21 protein-coding genes are annotated in these 18,817 nt (G+C 35.3%); 17 read left to right on the plus strand and 4 right to left on the minus strand.

Features of this window, described 5'->3' with window-relative positions:
* Nucleotides 1-17 precede the first annotated feature (17 nt).
* The gene (locus ACODR7_RS02595) at nt 18-863 is read right to left on the minus strand and encodes a T9SS type A sorting domain-containing protein (RefSeq protein ID WP_488837054.1); all 846 of its coding nucleotides are present in this window, start codon (nt 861-863) and stop codon (nt 18-20) included.
* 315 nt (nt 864-1,178) lie between these two features.
* Between ACODR7_RS02595 and ACODR7_RS02600 the strand changes: the two genes are divergently transcribed.
* The 16 genes from ACODR7_RS02600 to ACODR7_RS02675 all read left to right on the plus strand — a co-directional run bounded on the left by ACODR7_RS02600 (nt 1,179) and on the right by ACODR7_RS02675 (nt 14,008).
* On the plus strand, nt 1,179-1,505 hold the full coding sequence (locus tag ACODR7_RS02600) for a hypothetical protein (RefSeq protein WP_488837055.1): 327 nt from the start codon (nt 1,179-1,181) through the stop codon (nt 1,503-1,505).
* A gap of 18 nt (nt 1,506-1,523) precedes the next feature.
* Nucleotides 1,524-2,156 (plus strand): hypothetical protein, encoded by a 633-nt coding sequence (locus tag ACODR7_RS02605; RefSeq protein ID WP_488837057.1) that lies wholly within the window; start codon nt 1,524-1,526, stop codon nt 2,154-2,156.
* 21 nt (nt 2,157-2,177) lie between these two features.
* On the plus strand, nt 2,178-2,954 hold the full coding sequence (locus ACODR7_RS02610) for a sensor histidine kinase (protein ID WP_076597241.1): 777 nt from the start codon (nt 2,178-2,180) through the stop codon (nt 2,952-2,954).
* An 11-nt stretch (nt 2,955-2,965) separates the two neighbouring features.
* Nucleotides 2,966-3,655 carry a response regulator gene (locus ACODR7_RS02615; protein WP_488837059.1) on the plus strand — a complete coding sequence of 230 codons (690 nt, stop codon included), beginning with the start codon at nt 2,966-2,968 and terminating at the stop codon, nt 3,653-3,655.
* Between the two features lie 141 nt (nt 3,656-3,796).
* Nucleotides 3,797-4,189 carry a DUF1398 domain-containing protein gene (locus ACODR7_RS02620; protein WP_488837060.1) on the plus strand — a complete coding sequence of 131 codons (393 nt, stop codon included), beginning with the start codon at nt 3,797-3,799 and terminating at the stop codon, nt 4,187-4,189.
* Nucleotides 4,190-4,320: 131 nt separating this feature from the next.
* Nucleotides 4,321-4,998 (plus strand): DUF2490 domain-containing protein, encoded by a 678-nt coding sequence (locus ACODR7_RS02625; protein WP_110366896.1) that lies wholly within the window; start codon nt 4,321-4,323, stop codon nt 4,996-4,998.
* 68 nt (nt 4,999-5,066) lie between these two features.
* Nucleotides 5,067-6,071 (plus strand): bestrophin family protein, encoded by a 1,005-nt coding sequence (locus tag ACODR7_RS02630; RefSeq protein ID WP_488837062.1) that lies wholly within the window; start codon nt 5,067-5,069, stop codon nt 6,069-6,071.
* A 147-nt stretch (nt 6,072-6,218) separates the two neighbouring features.
* Nucleotides 6,219-7,832, plus strand: coding sequence for a Na+/H+ antiporter (locus ACODR7_RS02635; RefSeq protein WP_488837063.1), 1,614 nt, complete (start codon nt 6,219-6,221; stop codon nt 7,830-7,832).
* A gap of 482 nt (nt 7,833-8,314) precedes the next feature.
* Nucleotides 8,315-8,740, plus strand: a complete 426-nt coding sequence (locus ACODR7_RS02640) for an SRPBCC family protein (RefSeq protein ID WP_488837065.1) — start codon at nt 8,315-8,317, stop codon at nt 8,738-8,740.
* Between the two features lie 3 nt (nt 8,741-8,743).
* Nucleotides 8,744-9,250 (plus strand): GNAT family N-acetyltransferase, encoded by a 507-nt coding sequence (locus ACODR7_RS02645; protein ID WP_488837067.1) that lies wholly within the window; start codon nt 8,744-8,746, stop codon nt 9,248-9,250.
* Nucleotides 9,247-9,630, plus strand: a complete 384-nt coding sequence (locus ACODR7_RS02650) for a VOC family protein (RefSeq protein ID WP_488837069.1) — start codon at nt 9,247-9,249, stop codon at nt 9,628-9,630. The genes ACODR7_RS02645 and ACODR7_RS02650 overlap by 4 nt, the downstream gene beginning before the upstream one ends.
* Before the next feature lie 35 nt (nt 9,631-9,665).
* Complete coding sequence (locus tag ACODR7_RS02655; protein WP_488837071.1) at nt 9,666-10,688, plus strand: glutaminyl-peptide cyclotransferase; 1,023 nt, start codon at nt 9,666-9,668, stop codon at nt 10,686-10,688.
* 102 nt (nt 10,689-10,790) lie between these two features.
* The gene (locus ACODR7_RS02660; protein WP_488837072.1) at nt 10,791-11,816 is read left to right on the plus strand and encodes a glutaminyl-peptide cyclotransferase; all 1,026 of its coding nucleotides are present in this window, start codon (nt 10,791-10,793) and stop codon (nt 11,814-11,816) included.
* A 144-nt stretch (nt 11,817-11,960) separates the two neighbouring features.
* Complete coding sequence (locus tag ACODR7_RS02665) at nt 11,961-12,923, plus strand: hypothetical protein (RefSeq protein ID WP_488837073.1); 963 nt, start codon at nt 11,961-11,963, stop codon at nt 12,921-12,923.
* Between the two features lie 26 nt (nt 12,924-12,949).
* On the plus strand, nt 12,950-13,564 hold the full coding sequence (locus ACODR7_RS02670) for a deoxynucleoside kinase (RefSeq protein WP_002977952.1): 615 nt from the start codon (nt 12,950-12,952) through the stop codon (nt 13,562-13,564).
* Between the two features lie 93 nt (nt 13,565-13,657).
* Complete coding sequence (locus ACODR7_RS02675) at nt 13,658-14,008, plus strand: arsenate reductase family protein (RefSeq protein ID WP_076597252.1); 351 nt, start codon at nt 13,658-13,660, stop codon at nt 14,006-14,008.
* Nucleotides 14,009-14,067: 59 nt separating this feature from the next.
* Here the strand turns inward: ACODR7_RS02675 and ACODR7_RS02680 are convergent, their stop codons facing one another.
* From ACODR7_RS02680 to ACODR7_RS02690, 3 genes are read right to left on the minus strand one after another with little or no spacing between them, the layout of a single operon-like run.
* On the minus strand, nt 14,068-14,541 hold the full coding sequence (locus ACODR7_RS02680) for a hypothetical protein (RefSeq protein WP_488837075.1): 474 nt from the start codon (nt 14,539-14,541) through the stop codon (nt 14,068-14,070).
* Between the two features lie 60 nt (nt 14,542-14,601).
* Nucleotides 14,602-14,907: a DUF493 family protein gene (locus ACODR7_RS02685; RefSeq protein ID WP_047433612.1), complete on the minus strand. Its 306-nt coding sequence runs from the start codon at nt 14,905-14,907 to the stop codon at nt 14,602-14,604.
* Between the two features lie 40 nt (nt 14,908-14,947).
* Nucleotides 14,948-15,619 (minus strand): DUF4197 family protein, encoded by a 672-nt coding sequence (locus tag ACODR7_RS02690; RefSeq protein WP_076597255.1) that lies wholly within the window; start codon nt 15,617-15,619, stop codon nt 14,948-14,950.
* A 364-nt stretch (nt 15,620-15,983) separates the two neighbouring features.
* On the opposite strand from ACODR7_RS02690, the gene ACODR7_RS02695 reads away from it, so the two are divergent.
* Nucleotides 15,984-18,806, plus strand: coding sequence for a SusC/RagA family TonB-linked outer membrane protein (locus tag ACODR7_RS02695; RefSeq protein ID WP_488837077.1), 2,823 nt, complete (start codon nt 15,984-15,986; stop codon nt 18,804-18,806).
* The last annotated feature ends 11 nt before the right edge of the window (nt 18,807-18,817 follow it).

The following is an 18,817-nucleotide window of genomic DNA, read 5'->3' on the forward strand; positions in this document are numbered from 1 at the left end:
GTAAATGGTTGTGTTTTTTATTTCTTTTTAATGATTTTGTTGCTTCCTGATTCTGTTGTGATGAGGTAAATTCCGTCAGGCAGCTCACTAATATCAAACTTGTTTTCACCTTTTTCAGCTTCTGTTGACCTTACAAGCTTTCCAGACTGGTCATATAAAGAAACTTTGTTATTGTTCTTCAGATTATCCATATAGAAGACGCCGGAAGTTGGATTAGGATAAATATTCACTTTGTCTTTGATGATATTTTCTGAAGTTCCCAGCGTGGAAATTTTTGTCCAGATAAATGCATCCAGGCACATATAGACATATCCTCCGGTAGATTGCAGCTGAAGCTCATCAATGATAATATTGCTGTTATTCTGATTGTTTAAAGTAGTAAGATCAATCAGGGTAAATCCGTTGTTAATGCCTGTTGTTCCCATGGTGGCATTGAATGTCGTATTAAAACCGGAGATTTTTGTAGTGGTAAACTTTGTAACTCCTCCTGATTTTCCTGTAATGATAAGCGTTCCTGATGAGGTAGACTGATTTAAAGCAGTATTGCTTAAGAATACCCAAAACTTTGATACAGTGAATGCAGAACTGCTTTTAATACTGAAAGAAGGAGAGCTGATATTGGTTGTTCCTGTGTTGTCAATATAGACATTGTCATTGGCTGCTCCGTTCCAGCCGGTGTTGGGATAATTGCTTTGAATTCTGAAAGTTCCGGCCTGTGAAACAATATTGAATGTATATCCATTACTGGTAAAGCTTGTGCTGCCGCCAGTTGACGTTTCAAAAGTTACAGTGGTGATCTGTGCATTGATCGTTGTAATACTGCTTATAAAAGCAAGAATTACAAAAAAGATAATTTTTTTCATGATACAGATTTTTTAATGTTTGCAGAAGACCATAAGCTTCCGTACTGTTGATATGCTCACGAGATTTTCTTGTAAAAGGATACCACAAAGTAACCGGGAAATACAAAGGGATAACAGCGTATTAAAAGCCGAATTGAAAAATGCGTAGAAATACGCAGTTTTGTTGTTTTTTATTGTTATAATTTTGAAAAATGAATATTATGTTAATTAAAATGAAATTATTTCACGGTATGGTTAGTTTTTTTTATAACTTGTAATGTGTAGCCACGATAACTTTATTCTAAACCTATTATATAATTTAAAACAAGAAAAACTATGGAACTACCTAAACATGCAATCTCATTAGATGATGCTAAAACATGGATTACAAATTGGCAAAATACAAAAGGAATTGACGGAATGTCAATAAAGGCCCACCTTATCCCCGCAAAGGACATCCATGATATTTTCATTAAAGATAAAGGATTTGAGAGGTACCGCGGGTACAATGCCATTACGAATGAAGGAGAATTTAAGTTTCTGATGGTAGGAGTGGATGCAGATAACAATGATATTGTAGATTATGATAATGGAGATTATGTGTATGATATGACCACACCTTGTCCAAGCGTATGTTCTACTGCAAAATGGTGGAATCTGTAACCCGAAAACTAGAGATCATTGGATCACTGGATAGAAATATTGTCGTTAATTGGAAAAGGCATTCTGCTGATTAATCTGGCAGTATACTGTATAGGTTTTTCCGGAAGAGGAAGAGCCTGTACATTCTTCATCAGCTATTTGACCTGGATATTACTATGTGAAATTGTTTTCTATGTATTGAATTCACAAAAGATTAATAATCTGTTTTTTTCACATTATTATCTGATAGGGCAGTTTTTGTTACTGGGATTATTTTTTCATGAAATTTTAACGGAAAAATACCAGAAAAAAACAGCACGTACACTTTTAATTATCATTCCTGTAGTTCTCGTTGTACAGTATATCATATATCCCGAAAAGTATTATGTTTTTAATCTATTCGAAATTTTTGTCACTTCTTATTCTATTATCATTCTGGCATTATTTCATTTATATAATATACTGGATACCAAAAAGAGATACAATTATATAAGCCTGGGACTTTTACTTTACCTGATAAGCAGCACCGTAATATTTTTGTCCGGAAACCTCTATACGGTGATGAACAGAAAACTGCATAAAGAGATTTGGGTATTCAATGTTGTCATGTTTATTGTGTACCAGATTTTTATTCTGATTGAATATCTTTCTTCCCGTAAAAAAAATGTGTAATTACTGTTATGATTTTACAAAATGAATGAAAATACAATTATTTCCACTATCGTTTATACCTTTCTGGCATTTACCTTACTGGCCGTTACCCTGATCATATTTTATTATTTTTCAAATAAGAAAATAACAAGAAACCTTATTCAGAAAAAAGAGCTGGAGGTGAGATACGAGAAAGATCTTACCCATGCCATTATCAGTGCTCAGGAAAAAGAAAGGCTGAGAATTGCCCAGGATCTGCATGACGATATCAGCTCAAAACTCAGTGTGGTTTCTTTAAATATCCATCTTCTGGATTTTGATAATTTAACCAGAGAAGAATACAATGATCTGAAAAATAAAATAATACATCTGGTCAACAAAACTGCTGAAAGTGCCAGGCAGATCTCACATGATCTCCTTCCTCCAATTTTGGAAAAATTCGGACTCCATGCGGCAATAGATGCATTGTGCTCAGAAATAAACCTGTCTAAAACCCTGCAGGTTACTTATTCCAATAGTCTGTATTTTGCAAAAGCAGAAGAAGAGAAAAATTTGCATATCTTTAGAATACTTCAGGAGCTCATTAACAATTCCATAAAACACGGGGAAAGTACACATATCGATATAGAATTTTTGGGAAAAGACGGTAAAAATACCTGTATCTATAAAGATGATGGTAAAGGATTTAATTTGAATGAAAATACTTTGAAAGAAGGATTAGGCTTAAGAAATATCAGAAGCCGGGTAGAATTAATCAGTGGAACACTAAAAATTGAAAGTGAAAACAATAAAGGAATCGCTGTAGAATTTACATTTTAAATCATTATAAGATGGAGAAGAACATAATTCGTGTAATAATTGTAGACGATGAAGCACTCTTTCGCCAGGGAATTTCATTGTTGATACAGAGAGAAAAAGATATTGAACTGGTAAGTGATTTCAGTAATGGAAAAGAGCTGCTGGACGAGCTTGTAACCCTTGAAAAACTGCCTGATATTATCCTGATGGATCTCAATATGCCGGAAATTAACGGAGTAGAAGCAACCAAACAAATTCATATCAAATATCCTCAGATCAGGATTATTGCATTAACGAGCTATAATACAAAAGCATTTATCGTCAATATGATACAGTCAGGAGCCTGCTCTTTTCTTAAAAAAAACTCAAGCCCTGCAGAATTGCTCACCGCAATAAGGGAAGTACACAGCAAAGGCTTTTTTTATAACAATGAGGTAATGGAAGCGCTCCATCAAAACCTTATAGAACCTAAAAAGAAAGTTTCCAGTATTTTTGATGCCAATCATATCTCCAAAAGAGAAAAAGAAGTATTGGAACTCATCTGTAAACAATACAATACTTCTGAGATTGCTGATCAGCTTTTTATAAGCTCCAGAACCGTTGAAGGTCACCGCAACAGCCTTCTGCTGAAAACAGGAGCCAAAAATACTGCGGGTTTAGTGGTATATGCCATAGAAAGCAAAATTGCAGATATGAACTATTTAAAAGACAGGTTCGAATAAATATTCATGCAGATGTTTTATTAAAAATTAAATGAAATTTATATTTTCTGATTAAATTAGCTTTTGTTTTGAAAAGCAGAACCCAAGGGTTTGTTTATGAAAAACAATAATTTATAATAACAAATAGAAAAATACAAAAGAATGAAATTTACAATTGAAAACATTAAAGCAGAACATCAGAAAGTAAAAAGCGGAGCCGATTTTCCCCAATATATTCAGGCTATAAAAGCATTGGGGGTTTCTCATTACAAAGCATACGTCTCGGATGGAAATACCGAGTACTTTAATAATGAAAACCAATCTGTACAGACCGGCAGCAAATATGATGTTCTTCCCATTTCCAAAACTTTAAACCTTGAAAATTTTAAAACCAGGCTAAAGCTCCATCAACAAGGAGGAACAGACTACATGACTTTCTGTAAAGACTGTGCCGAAAACGGAATCAATGGCTGGACAATGGATCTGCATGCAATGACCTGTAATTATTTTGACCAGAATGAAAGTTTTGTTCTGACAGAAGAGGTTCCAGGATAATCTTTTACAAAAAAACGGATGCAGACTATTGCATCCGTACTTCTTTATAGTAACTTATAAAATATTGTTTGCTGTTATTGATTTAAAATATTAATTTTGTTAAAAACGATAGATAATAGTAATTGGTAGATATGAGAAAGGTTTTTACAAAGTTGGCATTCACAGTATTAGGTTTGGGATCTATTTTGACATTTGCTCAAAAAAACGATCTGGGAGCATGGTATATGTATTTTGGAAACAACAAAATTAGCAAGAAGCTGAACTGGCACAATGAAATTCAGTACCGTAATTTTGATGCTCTTGGAGATCTTGAACAGCTATTGATCCGTACAGGGGTTGGGTATGATCTCACTGAAAATAACAACAATGTTTTATTGGGATACGGTTTCATTCTCAGCCAGCCTTATGTAAACGGTGAAAAAAAAGAAAATATTGAACACCGAATTTTCCAGCAGTTTATCACCAAACAGAAATTCGGACGTTTCTATCTTCAGCACCGTTACCGTTTGGAAGAGCGTTTTCTTCAGGATGACTTCAGGATGAGATTCCGTTATATGCTGGGACTGAATATTCCGATTACTCAAAAAGAGATGCTGCCGAAAACCCTTTACGCATCAGTATACAACGAAATTTTTCTGCACTTCAACAGCCCGGTTTTCGACAGAAACAGAGTCTATGGAGCCTTAGGATATGTCATCAACAAAAATATGAGGATTGAAGCGGGGTATATGAACCAGATTCAGGAGAACAGAAACCGCGGACAGATTCAGATTGGTTTTTATAATAATATTCCGTTTACCAAAAACTAATAAAACTGCTGCTGAATGCTCTTGAAAAATCATTTGAAAATATATTAAACACTAAAAAATAAACACTTATGCATTCAGGAAAAAGATTCGGAGCCCGAGAGTTCATTATCTGGACCAGACGGAGCATTTACGCTTTGGTCATATTATCGGCAATCCCTACAGTCCTCTACTTTTTGGGCTGGAGGTTTCTTTCCGTTCCATGGCAGCCGATTGCCATCATGGGAACAGCAGTTGCCTTTATTGTTGGATTTAAAAACAATGCCAGCTACAGCAGACTCTGGGAAGCAAGACAGATCTACGGAGCTATTATTAATGACAGCCGTAGTTTTGGATATATCCTGAGAGACGCACTTCTTTCCAAAGACTCTGGTAAAGTAAAAGAAATGTTTCTTCGTCATTATGCATGGCTTACCGCATTGAGATTTCAGCTTCGTGAACCGAGAGCATGGGAAAACATGGGGTCAGATCAGTTTGATGAATATGCTAAAAAATATGATATTCCGGAGAGATTGGCCACATTGGATGAAGAATTGAAAAAATATCTTTCTGAACATGAACTTCAGTACATTATAAGCAAAAAAAACAGAGCTACCCAATTGATGGCCAGACAGAGTAAAGTTTTATCCGAAGCTTACGAAAAGGGAGAAATCAATGATTTTCAATGGACACAGATCAACCAGCAATTGGTGAAGTTTACTGATAATCAGGGAAAAGCTGAAAGAATTAAAAACTTTCCTTATCCAAGAAATTTCTCTTCCATCACAACCTATCTTTTGCTTTTATTCATTGTTTTCGTGCCTTTCGGATTATTGAAGGAGTTTGATAAATTAGGTGAAGGAACATCGGTAGAAGGCTTAACTTTATGGTTTAATATCCCGTTTTCTTTACTCGTTACATGGTGTTTTCATACACTGGACAGTGTGGGAGAGGCCTCGGTGAATCCCTTTGAAGGAAGCCCCAATGACGTTCCTATCACTCAGATCAGCCGTACCATTGAAATCGATATGAGGGATATGCTGGATGAATCTGATCTTCCGCCAGCCATCACTCCGAAGAATAATATCGTACTTTAATTCTTTCCGTCTTTATAATGTATGAGGATGGCTGTAAAGAAAAAGTCTAAACGTCGGATGAAATTAAACCTTATAGGTTTTAAAAACCTATAAGGTTTGGACAAATCCAAATAAAAATATGTAACACTTAAAAAAAACTAACTCAAAATGATTCACAGCTATGTTATAATATCCATTGCAGTACTGCTGTCTGTGATGATATTGGTAATGATTGGCCAGAAATTAAAAGTAGCTTACCCTATTTTTCTTGTTATTGCAGGATTATTAATAAGTTTTGTACCAGGAATGCCGCGTATTGAAATAGAGCCCGATCTTGTTTTTCTTATTTTCCTTCCGCCTATTTTGTTTGAGGCAGCCTGGTTTACTTCATGGCAGGATTTTCATAAATGGAGAAAACAGATTTTTTCCATGGCTTTCGGATTGGTATTTTTAACATCCATTGTTGTGGCTTATCTTTCATCTTCCATTATTCCCGGACTTACTGTGGCAATGGGATTCTTATTGGGAGGCGTCAATTCTCCACCGGATGCGGTAGCTGCTACTTCTGTATTGAAGCATATGAAAATTCCTAAGAAAATTACCAGTATCCTGGAAGGAGAGAGCTTAATCAATGATGCGTCCAGTTTAATTGTATTTAAATTTGCCCTGGCAGCCGTTATTTCAGGACAGTTTATCTGGAGAGATGCCATTCAGGATTTCTTTATGATGGCCATCGGTGGTATTGCAGTAGGAGTTGCAGTGGGTTTTCTGTTTGGTGCATTGCTTAAGGTTATTCCTACCAATTCCAATATCGATACCATTATTACCCTTATCGTACCTTACATTATGTATGTGGGAGCGGAGCATTTCCATTTTTCAGGAGTGCTGGCAGTGGTTGCAGGAGGTTTGCTGATGTCATATAACTCACATTGTTATTTAAGCCATACCTCAAGAATCCAGTCGGGGAATGTGTGGAGTGTGCTGATATTCCTGATGAATACCATCATTTTCATTCTGATTGGTCTTGAACTTCCGATTGTAGTGGAAGGAATGAAAGAATACACCATTTCAGAAGGTATTTTCTACAGTGTAGTGATTGGCGGAGCTATCATTGGAACAAGAATTTTATACAGCTATGCATTGATGTACTTCCCAAGAGTCTGCTCCAAAGAATTAAGATTAAAAGTTCCAAAACCAGACTGGCGGGAGCCGTTTATCATCAGTTTTGCAGCCATGAGAGGAGTAGTTTCACTGGCTGCAGCCTTGTCAATTCCAGCTTTTTTACCTAACGGAGAAGCATTTCCACACAGAAATATTATTTTATTTGTAACTTTTGTGATCATACTGATCACTCTGGTAGGACAAGGTTTATTGCTGAGTCCCATTTTGAAGTTATTGAATATTCAGGATGCCGGAAGTGAACTGCCGGAAGAAAAACAAGAGGTAATTCTTATGCGTAAACTGAAAGAAACAGCATTGCATAAACTGGATAATGACTTTTCTGAGCTGGCCGTAACCAATAGCCTGGTGCGTCATCAAAAGCATAAACTGGAAAATGAAATGATGCTGATGGCAGACAAAGCCCAATGCATGGCTTCCACAGGAGATTATATGACAGCTATCAATGAAAATAAAGATGTATTACGTCAAATCATTCAGGCACAGAGAAACGAATTGCACAGAATGAAAAGAGAGAAAATCTTTGATGATCACGTCATGAGAACCATTGAAATGCAGCTGGATTTTGATGAAGCCAAGATCACCGGTTTTTCGCACGGGTAATTAAAAATAAAAACCACAAAAGTCACAAAACAGTATACCGGAATAAGCTCAAATTGTGGAAGATCACAAAATGAAAATCCTTAGATTTCTAGAACTTAAGTGTACTTCTCATTAATGGAAATTTAAACTTTTAAATCATTACTGTCCGATAAAAAGTAGAAATACATTGAAAACATCAATATTTACGGCATGAATTAACAGGTCGCTCCTCCGGAGCATTATTTTTTGCCGGGATTTCATTTTTTTCTACTAACAGAAGATCCCCATGGGATTAAATCCAGCTCCAATAGGAGCTGACTGTTAATAGGGCGTATTTGTTTTAAAATTTTAGCTCCGGAGGAGCGACCTGTTAATTATATTTATATTTTAACTTAATCGGATAGGAATGCTTTGAAATAATTTAGAAGATAAAAACTTTTGCGGCTTTTGAGGTTAAAGATTATAGGTAAAATGTGTACATTTAAACATATTAAATCCATAATATGAGCACACCCATCACTGTTCAGTACACCATAAATGCTCCGGCTGAAAAAGTCTGGAAAGCGTTAACCGATAAAAATGAAATGAAATCCTGGTATTTTGATATCCAGGATTTTGTTTTGGAAGCAGGGCAAGAATTTAATTTCTATGAACCTGGAGGAGCTAACAAATACCATCATCATGGTGAGATTTTAGAAATAATCCCCAATCAAAAATTAAAGCACACATGGTCTTATCCTGATTTTTCAACCTTGAAGACCATTGTAACCTGGGAATTGTACCCAGAAAACGAACACACGGTGGTAAAGCTAACCCATGAAGATATTGAAAACTTCAAAGATTTGGGAGAAGGCTTTTCAAGAGACAACTTTACAGAGGGCTGGAACACGATTTTGGGACAGAGTTTAAAAGAATATTTAGAAAAATAAATCATGATCACATTACACCCTTTTACGATAGAAGATGCACCACAGTTGATTTCAAAGATAAAAGACAAAAGAATACTTCTTCAGTTTGCCGGACCCGTATATCGTTTTCCTCTCACTGAAGAACAGCTGGAAACAGATTTGTCTGATGAAAAAAGAACGCTGTTCAAAATTGCAGATCAGAGCGGGCAAATAATAGGGCATGCCCAGATATTTCTAAAAGAGAAGACATTTCTGTTGGGAAGAATTCTGATCTGGGATGAAAATAACAGAGGAAAAGGCTATGGAAAGAAGGTTATGCAGGAGCTTTTGAAATATGGCTTCAATCATTTTGATAAAGAAACTGCCGAACTGAATGTCTACGACTGGAATACAGGAGCTATTGAATGTTACAGAAAAGTAGGGTTTGCTTTTGATCCCGATGTTAAAAGCGAAGCCAGGATAGATAAGGAAATATGGGTTTCCCTGAATATGAAAATCCACAGAAATACTTTTAACGTACAGGAATCATGAAACAGTTTACAGCTCTTCGTCCTGTTTTCTGGACCGAAAACCTTGATGAAACCATTACATTTTATATGAATGTTCTTGGATTTACTTTGATGGAAAGAAATGATGACTGGCAATGGGCTTCTCTTCGAAAAGATGAAGTATACATTATGCTCTCTCAGCCTAATGAACATGAAAACAATACTTCAATCGGTTTTTCAGGATCATTTTATTTCAATGTAAATAAAGTGGATGATCTTTGGGAAGACCTTAAAACAAAAGCGAAAATATGCTATGAGATTGAAACTTTTGAATGGGGAATGAGAGAATTTGCCATCTATGATAACAATGGTTACATATTACAATTTGGTGAACCTGTAGATAATATTGGCAATACGGAATAAAATTTGCTATTTTTGGAGAAATATTTAGAAATTCAATGAAAAAAAATATAATAGCGGGTTTAGCAGCGATTTTATTATTGGCGTCTTGTAATAAGGATAAAGAGATTCTTAATACATTAAACACTTATAATACTTCAATGGAGGCGAAGGGTTACCATTTCGGAGATAAGCTTGAGCTTCCGAAAGAGGTAACGGAAAATGCAGAAAGCGTAACAATCAGCTTTGGAGATAAAGAAACAACCGATTTAACAATTGATCCTAAATTTTTCACACTAGGAGACAATGCTGTTACATTCAATATTAAAACAAAAGGAGGAGAAGTCCTTAATCAGGATGCAACGATCAATGTATTTGCAAAAAATCCTGAAAAAAATATTCCTTATCAGATTGTAGCCGAATATCCTCACGATCCTAAAAACTTTGTACAGGGTTTCCAGATTGAAGGAAATACTATTTATGAAAGTGACGGGCAGAACGGATCTTCACAGATTTTAAAATATACACTGGGAACAACCACTCCGTTGGCTTCTACAAAACAGGCTCAGGAAGATTTTTCTGAAGGAAGTACCATCGTTGGAGATAAAGTGTACCAGCTTACATGGCAGAGCAAAAAAGGATATATTTATGATAAAAGTTCTTTAAAGCTGCTTTCAGAATTTGCTTATCCAAATGTATTAGGTGAAGGTTGGGGATTAACCTATGATGGAAAAAATCTCATTGCTTCTGACGGAAGTAAGCTTTTATATTTCCTTGATGCAAACGATCCTTCAAAACTGATTAAATATATTGCCGTTGCAGGAAGTTCTCAGGCATATGATCAGCTTAACGAGCTGGAATACCATAACGGATTTGTCTATGCCAACGTATGGCAGAAGCCGGTCATTTTAAAAATCAATCCTGCTAACGGAGAAGTAGTAGGAACTTTTGATTTTACAGAAATTGCAAAACAGAATACCAAAGGAAGTGATGATGTACTGAACGGAATTGCTTTCAAAGGGGACAATATGCTGGTAACAGGAAAGAACTGGCCAAAGATTTACGAAGTTCAGATCAAATAATCTGATTCTATTGATAAAAAACAAAAATAGCGTTCCTCCGGGAGCGTTATTTTCGTTTTGAGGATTAAATTTTAGTACTTTTGACAAATGATTAATACGTTTATGAAGCGAAACATTACTATTGGTTTTGCAGCAGTTCTATTCTTGGCTTCTTGCAGTAACAAAGAAAAAATGCTTGATTCTCTGGCAGATTATAACAATGCAAAAGAAGCAAAAGGATATCATTTCGGAGATAAACTTGACCTTCCGAAAGAGGTGACGGAAAATGCAGAAAGCATTAAAATTAGTTTTGGAGATAAAGAAACCGCAGACTTAAGGATTGATCCTGAATTTTTCACATTAGGAGATAATAAAGTGGTCTTTGTAATTAAGACCAACAGCGGAGAAGTGCTGAATCAGGATGCTACCATCAATGTATTTACAAAAACTCCTGAGCAGAATATTCCCTATACAATAGTTGCCGATTACCCTCATGATCCTAAAAATTTTATTGAAGGCTTTGTGGTAGAGGGAAATACGGTGTATGAAAGTGACGGAATGAAGGGAGCTTCCCAGCTTATAAAATATACATTAGGATCAGCTGTTCCCAAAATTGTTGCAAAGCAGCCTGCTGAGATTTTTTCTGAAGGTTGTGCCATTGTGGGAGATAAGGTATATCAGCTGACGTATCAGAATAAAATCGGTTTTATTTATGATAAAAACACTTTGAAAAAGATATCTGAATTTCCATTGCCTGATGCAATAGGAGAAGGGTGGGGGCTTTCCTATGATGGAAAGAACCTGATCGCTACAGATGGTTCAAAGAATCTTTATTTTCTGGATGTTAATAATCCTTCAAAAGTAATAAAAACGATTGCGGTTGGAGGTAATTCTACAATTTACAATCAGCTCAATGAACTTGAATACCACAACGGATTTATCTATGCGAATGTTTGGCATCAACCTGTCATTCTAAAAATTAATCCTGCAAACGGAGAAGTCATAGGTAAACTTGATTTTACACAGTTGACCAAAGAAAATGATAAAGGAGACAGCGAGCATGTGTTAAACGGAATTGCTTTTAAAGGTGATCATATGCTGGTGACCGGGAAAAACTGGGAGAAAATTTATGAACTTGCTTTTCCATAAACTCATTATATCTTTTGTAGAGCGGTCTTTTTGCAGCAACATGATGGTCTCAGTTTTGATTAACAGTAAAGAAGATTCTCTAAGACTTAATCATCTTTTGGATAAAGTTATTTTTCAGTAAATTGACCCCATTAAAAAAACAGAGTGAAGTTTTTAAACATACTATTTTTTTTCCTTTTCTGTATGGCTTCGGCACAGAATATTATTCCTTTAGATACTTTGAAACTTAAGGAAGCTAAAGATATGCTTGCTGACGATTATGGAAATCTGTATATCTATAAAAACAAAGATTTCAGCTTTACCAAATATGATTCTTTAGGGAAACAGATCGGAAAGATGATGCTTACTGTTCCATACAAAGTCCAGACAGTACAAAATCCTCTGAATGTACCTTTGTTTTCTGAAAATGCTCAGGAAATGAAATTTATAGACCAGAATATGAATGAGATTCAAAGATTGGATTTTAAACAGAAATTTGGTTTTATCAGGATGGCTTATGCTGAAGATCTCCAGCAGCTGTGGCTTTTGGATGACAGTACAAAGCGTTTGATACAGTATAATTTCAGAAATGATACAACCATCAATTCCTATCCTTTTGATATCAGTTTTGAAGATCTGATGGATATGCTGGTCTATGAAAATAAGGTCTATATTTTAACCAGAAAACATATCAGGATTTACAGCCTGAAGTTTGAAAAACTTTTTGAGGCCCCGCTGGAAAACGGAAAACGGTTTCGAAGAGAGAATGATATGATCCTGGTTGTTGCCGGTAATTTCATTTCGCAATATGTGCCCGAAAAAGGAATGTCCACTGTTTTTGAAGACCAGGAAGCGCAAATTGTGGATAAAAACATCCTCTCTTATTTTGCAATCAAAGGGAACAAACTCTATCTTTACAGCTTTGAAAAAGTAAAGAAAGCGCAACAGCAAAAACAGCTTGAAGCTCAGCCGGAATCTCTGCAGCCACCTACAGAAAAACCAGTAGAAAAAACGGAAGAGAAACCTGATGAGAATACAGTAGAGAAACCTTCAGACAATACCCTACAGAAATTGATTGAAGATATTTCTCAGGTTCAGACTGAAGCTGTCGAAAAACTTATCAACTAATCAGTAAATACAAGGAAAAGAATATTATGCATATTGCAGTTACAGGAAACATCGGAGCCGGAAAAACAACTTTGACAACGATGCTTTCCAAGCATTACGGATGGGATGCACAATTTGAAGATGTAGATCATAACCCTTATCTGGAGGATTTTTATTCCGATATGAGCAAATGGAGTTTCGCACTGCAGGTGTATTTTCTGGGCAGCAGATTCCGTCAGGTAAAGGAGATCAGAGAAAGCGGGAAAAACATTATTCAGGATCGTACCATCTATGAAGATGCCCATATTTTTGCAGAAAACCTGAATGATATGAATCTTCTTTCAGACAGGGATTTCAATAACTATTCATCTGTGTTTGATCTGATGAAGTCTTTTGTATCAGCTCCCGATCTTTTAATCTATTTAAAATCAGATGTTCCTAACCTGGTTAAAAAAATCTACAAAAGAGGCCGTGAATATGAAGCATCTATCAGCATTGAATATCTTTCAAAGCTGAATCAGAAATATGAAAAATGGATTTCCAATTACACCGAAGGAAAGCTTCTGATCGTAGAAGTGGATGATCTTGACTTCGTTGAAAAACCGGAAGATTTCGGATTTATTCTGGAGAAAATTGAAGCAGAACTTCACGGATTGTTTTAACATATTTTTATTAGAACATTAAGACAGATTCAGGGTAATTCTTTTTAAATTTGTTTAGGATCAGGTTTAATTTTTTTAATAGTTAAATATATCATGGTAGTTAAAGTTTTACATAATGGAAACTGTTCAAAGTCAAATGCCGTATTGGAGTATCTTGACGAAAACGGAGTGCCTTTTGAGATTATTAATATTGTTGAAGATCCTTTAAGTCCTCTTGAAATAAGAACAGTGTTGAAAAAACTGAACCAAAGTGTTTTTCATATTATTCGTAAGACAGATAAGCTGTATATTGAGAATTATGCCGATAAAAACTATTCGGAAGAAGAATGGATAAAAATTCTTTCCGAGAATCCATCTCTTATACAAAGACCCATTCTGGTAAAAGGTTCCGTAGCAATGCTGGGAAGACCTATTGAAAATGTAAAGTTCTTTATTGAAAAATAGATAAACCTAAACTTAATATATTAAAAATTCCGTTCTTTTAAAGAGCGGAATTTTTTATGTTATGGGGTTTTCGTTTTCTTGGGGCCGTTTATTACCTTATATAAAGTTTCCAGTTCTTTTGGAGGGTGTCCCGAATCAAAATCTGAAGAGGTATACTCTTTTCCGCCAGCGGTAATGATAATGGATGCTATCATTGCCCGGTCAGAATGCCTGCCCGTTGTAGGAGCTTTAAGATCTGATATCTTGGATAAGTCAATAGTTTGAGCCAGTCTGGAAACTGCCTGCCATTCTGCAGGGGATATCTTAGTATTAGTGATTTCTTCGTTGATGTTCGATTCTTTTGAAGAAGGAGTGATGACTATGTTTCTGCTGAATCCTCTTGTTCTTTCTGTTAGCCGGATCTGTTCAATCTTTTGTTGTTGTACAGAAGAGGAGATATTGGCGGGATTATTCTCCATGTTATTTTTGTGCATGCAGCTTGTAGCAGAGTTCGTTAAAATAATAGTAAATAGGATCAGTTGGATGTTCATCATGTTCTGTTTTAAATTTTAAATATTAAAAACCGCTTCATGATGATGAAACGGTCTTTGTTTTTACAATAGAATAACGCCTTCTATTTTTGCTACTTCTTTATAAATATTCACTACCTGATTGGCATCCAAAACAAATGCATTAATGTTGCAGGCTGTGTATTTTCCATTTTTGCTTTCGCGGTTTCCCAGTGTAAATTTAATACCATCAAAAACTCTGTAAATTTCAGTAAGTTTTGCCTGGTCTGTAGGAATAATAAATTTAAATAAATAATCCTCCGGAAAATCGTGATGATCTTCCAGTTTTTCCCTTAAAGACTGATAAAAATCTTCAGGGCTTGCGTGTTGATTTCCTTGTAATATATCCATCTGCAATTGTTAATATAATATAAATATAACGAAATTTTTCCTATTTTCCAAACGGTCCCAAGAGAGATTTGGAGTTCTGATGCTCATAATCTTCAATGATATTGAATAATCCATTGACCAGCTGTTCGGAAGCCAGTTTGCTCAATCCTCCTGAATTGACAGTATTGCTGTTTCCACCTAAGAGGCTGCCCAGGAAATTACTTCCTGATAAAGCTGTATTGATGGTTTTTACAATTCCATATTCATTCAGCTTTTCATCTACTTTAGGAGCGATCGCTGCAATAAGCTGCTGGGATGTTTTTTCCTTCAGAATCTGTGTAGCAGTGGTGCCCTGCATAATTCTCGTTACATCCTGAGCATTCAGGCTGTTTACGGCATCCTGTAAAATAGGTTTTGAAGTATTTACGGTGTAAGCTGCTGCCTGTGCTATATAATCTCTTTCTTTGGCAACCAGTGAAGGTGCTATTTTTTCAAGTGTAGAATTGATATCTCTCAGTTCTTTAGGAAGTGCTTTATCTACCATATTATTCTGCAGAAATGCTTCTTTGTTCCCATAGATACCCATTCCTTTATCAATACCATTGAGCAGGATTCTCTTTATGATGGAAAGCCCCATGTCGGAAGTGGCTAATGAGGTGCAGGATTGCACACTGGTGGTAATAAATGCACCGGTTCCGACGATAAGAGCGGCTGCAATGATATATTTTTTCATTGATCTTTTTGTTATTTATTTTCTAAGATGCTTTCTCAAAAACTGCACCAAAGGTAATTACTATTCTCAATTTAACAAAATATTAAATTGACTGTTGTATTTGGTGACTTTTTATGATAAAAGTGTTAATTTATTATTAATGAAATCATCTGAAATCGATTGTTATTTTAAATATAAACTGATAAAATATTGAATTTTATCAGTTTTCATCTAATGAAAGTCGGTAATTTTTAAATGTTTAAGATAATTTAATATTGGTCGATATTTTTTATATTTTTGGCTAATGTCTTTTTTTGAGATTTTAAATAACTCCACTATTTAGAGACATAAAAAAATGAATTTATTTGAATAAAATTGAAACTATATGAAACAAAGTAATTTAAAGTATTCATGTCTCATTGCTGCTTTATACTTCGGTATGAACGTCAATGCTCAGACTACTCCCAAAGATACTGCCGCCAACGAGCAGAAGATCGAGGAAGTAGTTTTGATCGGATATGGATCTCAGAAAAAAGAAAACGTTACGGGAAGTATCGGAATGGTTTCTGCAAAGGATCTTGCTGATAAACCGAATTCAAACCCTATGAGTTCTGTTCAGGGAAAAATTGCAGGTGTAAATATTACCAATGCAGGAGCTCCTGGAAGCTCGCCGAGAGTTGATATTCGAGGTATTGGATCTTTAACAGGACAAACTGTTTTTATTGTTGATGGAACAATTACAGATGATATATCTTTCCTTAATCCACAAGACATTGAGTCAATGAGTGTTTTGAAAGATCCTTCCAGTTTAGCAATTTTTGGAGCAAGAGCGTCTAACGGAGCTGTAATTATTAAAACAAAAACGGGAAGAGGTAAGAAGCCTGTTTTTAGTCTTAATTCTTATTTGGGAATTAAAAAAGTTACCAATGTTCCGGAAATGGCAAATGCTGACCAGTACATTGAACTGTATAATGAAAAACTAAGAAATGAAGGAAATACTGATCCTACAAAATTTTTAAGCAGAGCCAATTATCCTGCAGATACGAAATGGTTTGACGAGATTTTTAGAACCAGTATCATTAACGCAAATGATTTTTCGGCTTCAGGAAGCATCGGAAAATTAAACTATTATGGAAGTATTGGAAACTTACAGGATGAAGGAAATTTAGCTGCAGGAAGAGGAATAAACTCAGGAAGTGGTTTTAACAGAATGAATACCAAGTTAAATTTATCATATAAAATAACTGATAATCTTACCATTGGTAATAATTTTACATTTTCAAAAATCCGTAGTGATGTAGCTCAGAATCCTTTACTAGATGCTTATGCAGCACCTCCTATATTTTCTACAATGAACCCTGCAACTGGTGACTATCAGTTTTTCAATGGATATTCGATACCAAACCCAAGAGCGAAATTGGATATGTTTCGTTCTCAGATAAGAGAAGAAAGACTTTTGAATAATATTTTTGCAGAATATAAATTCTTAAACGATTTTACTGTAAGAATCAGCTATACAACGGACAATTCTAATAGAAATAAGTACGAATATACCCCAAGACTTAATTATGTTCCGGTATCAGACCAAAAAGATCCGGTTCTAGTGACAAGAGATTCCAGAAACAGAAATTATGTTTGGGACAATACGTTAACCTGGAAGAAAAATTTTGGAGATCATAATTTAGAGATTTTGGGAGGTTTCTCCAGAACGAGAAATTCTTATTCTGAAACATATGCATCTGCTCAGAAAGTGTATTATGACGGAACAAATGAATCTTTAAATATACTTAATGGTACTGATCTGGTGATTTATACTGATGACAGACCTAAACTGGATCTTAATCAGGACCAATACCGTATAGAATCGCTTTTTGCCAGATTGAATTACGACTATAAAGGAAAATATCTTTTAAACGCTTCTGTTCGTAGAGACGGGTCATCACAGATTTCTACCGATAGATTTAAGATTTTCCCGGCAGTAAGTGCAGGATGGGTAATCTCAAAAGAAGATTTTATGAGTGGACAAAATTTGTTTAATCTTTTAAAGCTTAGAGCAAGCTATGGTAAACTTGGGAATCCTAATGTGAAAAGAAAGTTTACTCTGAACAGAACAATTATTGATGGAGGCGCATATTACGGAAATACTGGTTACCCTGCAGCAACAATCGACCAGATTATTGATCCATCTATCGGATGGGAAACCACTTCAGGGGGAGATGTAGGTTTAGAAATGGCATTATTTAATAACAAGTTAAAAATTGATGCTAATTATTTCAATAAGGACTCAAAAGATGTTGTATATGGAATTTTCCAGGGTACTGTTTCCGGTGCAAGCAACTGGAGAGATTATGTAACAAATGCTTACTCTTTTAATAACAAAGGATTTGAAGTTGCTGTAAACTATAATACAAAAATTAATGAAAATATTACTTTTGGAATTTATGGTAACTATACAGGGCTAAAAAATAAAATTACTTCAGTGTATGGCGGTTCATATTTAGAAGCAGGAGCTAGTTTATTCGGAAATTCTGTTATCAGATTACAGGAAGGGCAGGCCGTAGGGTCTTATTATGGATATCAGGTTGTAGGAGTATTCCAAAATGCTGATGAAGTAGCGGCTTCAGCTACGCAAAATGGAGCAAAGCCCGGAGCATTTAAATTTGCCGATTTAGATGGAAATGGTATTATTGATACAAGAGATAAAACATTCCTGGGAAGTCCTATTCCAAAAGGATCTTATGGATTTGGAGTGAATATGAATATTTATGATTTTGACTTCGCTATTGATTTCCAGGGAGTATTTGGTAATAAGATTTACAACTATAACCGCGAACAGCGCTATGGAAATGAAAACTGGGATTTGGATTTCTACAATAACAGATGGCATGGTGCGGGTACATCAAATTCATACTCTATGGTTACAAACGATCAGGCAATTATTTTACCAAGCAGTTTTTATGTAGAGGATGGAAGTTATATCAGAATCAGAAATATCCAGGTTGGATATAATTTACCAAAAACATTTGCCAAATCTATGTCTATTACTAAATTAAGATTATACGTAAGTGCTCAGAATCCATGGACAAGCTTTAAGTATAATGGCTTCTCCCCTGAAATCTTGAATTCAGATAGAGTACAAATGGGAGTAGATCAGAACATTTACCCTATCTCTGCAATCTACACATTGGGTATGAATTTAACATTTTAATTAGAAAAGTA

Source organism: Chryseobacterium sp. FG46 (assembly GCF_057809135.1).

Bases quoted from the DNA above. Each gene is read 5' to 3' on its own strand.
- ACODR7_RS02620 (WP_488837060.1), top strand. From the start codon at position 3,797: ATGAAATTTACAATTGAAAACATTAAAGCAGAACATCAGAAAGTAAAA.
- ACODR7_RS02660 (WP_488837072.1), top strand. From the start codon at position 10,791: ATGAAGCGAAACATTACTATTGGTTTTGCAGCAGTTCTATTCTTGGCT.
- ACODR7_RS02680 (WP_488837075.1), bottom strand. From the start codon at position 14,541: ATGATGAACATCCAACTGATCCTATTTACTATTATTTTAACGAACTCT.
- ACODR7_RS02650 (WP_488837069.1), top strand. From the start codon at position 9,247: ATGAAACAGTTTACAGCTCTTCGTCCTGTTTTCTGGACCGAAAACCTT.
- ACODR7_RS02630 (WP_488837062.1), top strand. From the start codon at position 5,067: ATGCATTCAGGAAAAAGATTCGGAGCCCGAGAGTTCATTATCTGGACC.
- ACODR7_RS02685 (WP_047433612.1), bottom strand. From the start codon at position 14,907: ATGGATATATTACAAGGAAATCAACACGCAAGCCCTGAAGATTTTTAT.
- ACODR7_RS02615 (WP_488837059.1), top strand. From the start codon at position 2,966: ATGGAGAAGAACATAATTCGTGTAATAATTGTAGACGATGAAGCACTC.
- ACODR7_RS02610 (WP_076597241.1), top strand. From the start codon at position 2,178: ATGAATGAAAATACAATTATTTCCACTATCGTTTATACCTTTCTGGCA.
- ACODR7_RS02695 (WP_488837077.1), top strand. From the start codon at position 15,984: ATGAAACAAAGTAATTTAAAGTATTCATGTCTCATTGCTGCTTTATAC.
- ACODR7_RS02635 (WP_488837063.1), top strand. From the start codon at position 6,219: ATGATTCACAGCTATGTTATAATATCCATTGCAGTACTGCTGTCTGTG.
- ACODR7_RS02640 (WP_488837065.1), top strand. From the start codon at position 8,315: ATGAGCACACCCATCACTGTTCAGTACACCATAAATGCTCCGGCTGAA.
- ACODR7_RS02600 (WP_488837055.1), top strand. From the start codon at position 1,179: ATGGAACTACCTAAACATGCAATCTCATTAGATGATGCTAAAACATGG.
- ACODR7_RS02655 (WP_488837071.1), top strand. From the start codon at position 9,666: ATGAAAAAAAATATAATAGCGGGTTTAGCAGCGATTTTATTATTGGCG.
- ACODR7_RS02645 (WP_488837067.1), top strand. From the start codon at position 8,744: ATGATCACATTACACCCTTTTACGATAGAAGATGCACCACAGTTGATT.
- ACODR7_RS02625 (WP_110366896.1), top strand. From the start codon at position 4,321: ATGAGAAAGGTTTTTACAAAGTTGGCATTCACAGTATTAGGTTTGGGA.
- ACODR7_RS02670 (WP_002977952.1), top strand. From the start codon at position 12,950: ATGCATATTGCAGTTACAGGAAACATCGGAGCCGGAAAAACAACTTTG.
- ACODR7_RS02690 (WP_076597255.1), bottom strand. From the start codon at position 15,619: ATGAAAAAATATATCATTGCAGCCGCTCTTATCGTCGGAACCGGTGCA.
- ACODR7_RS02675 (WP_076597252.1), top strand. From the start codon at position 13,658: ATGGTAGTTAAAGTTTTACATAATGGAAACTGTTCAAAGTCAAATGCC.
- ACODR7_RS02595 (WP_488837054.1), bottom strand. From the start codon at position 863: ATGAAAAAAATTATCTTTTTTGTAATTCTTGCTTTTATAAGCAGTATT.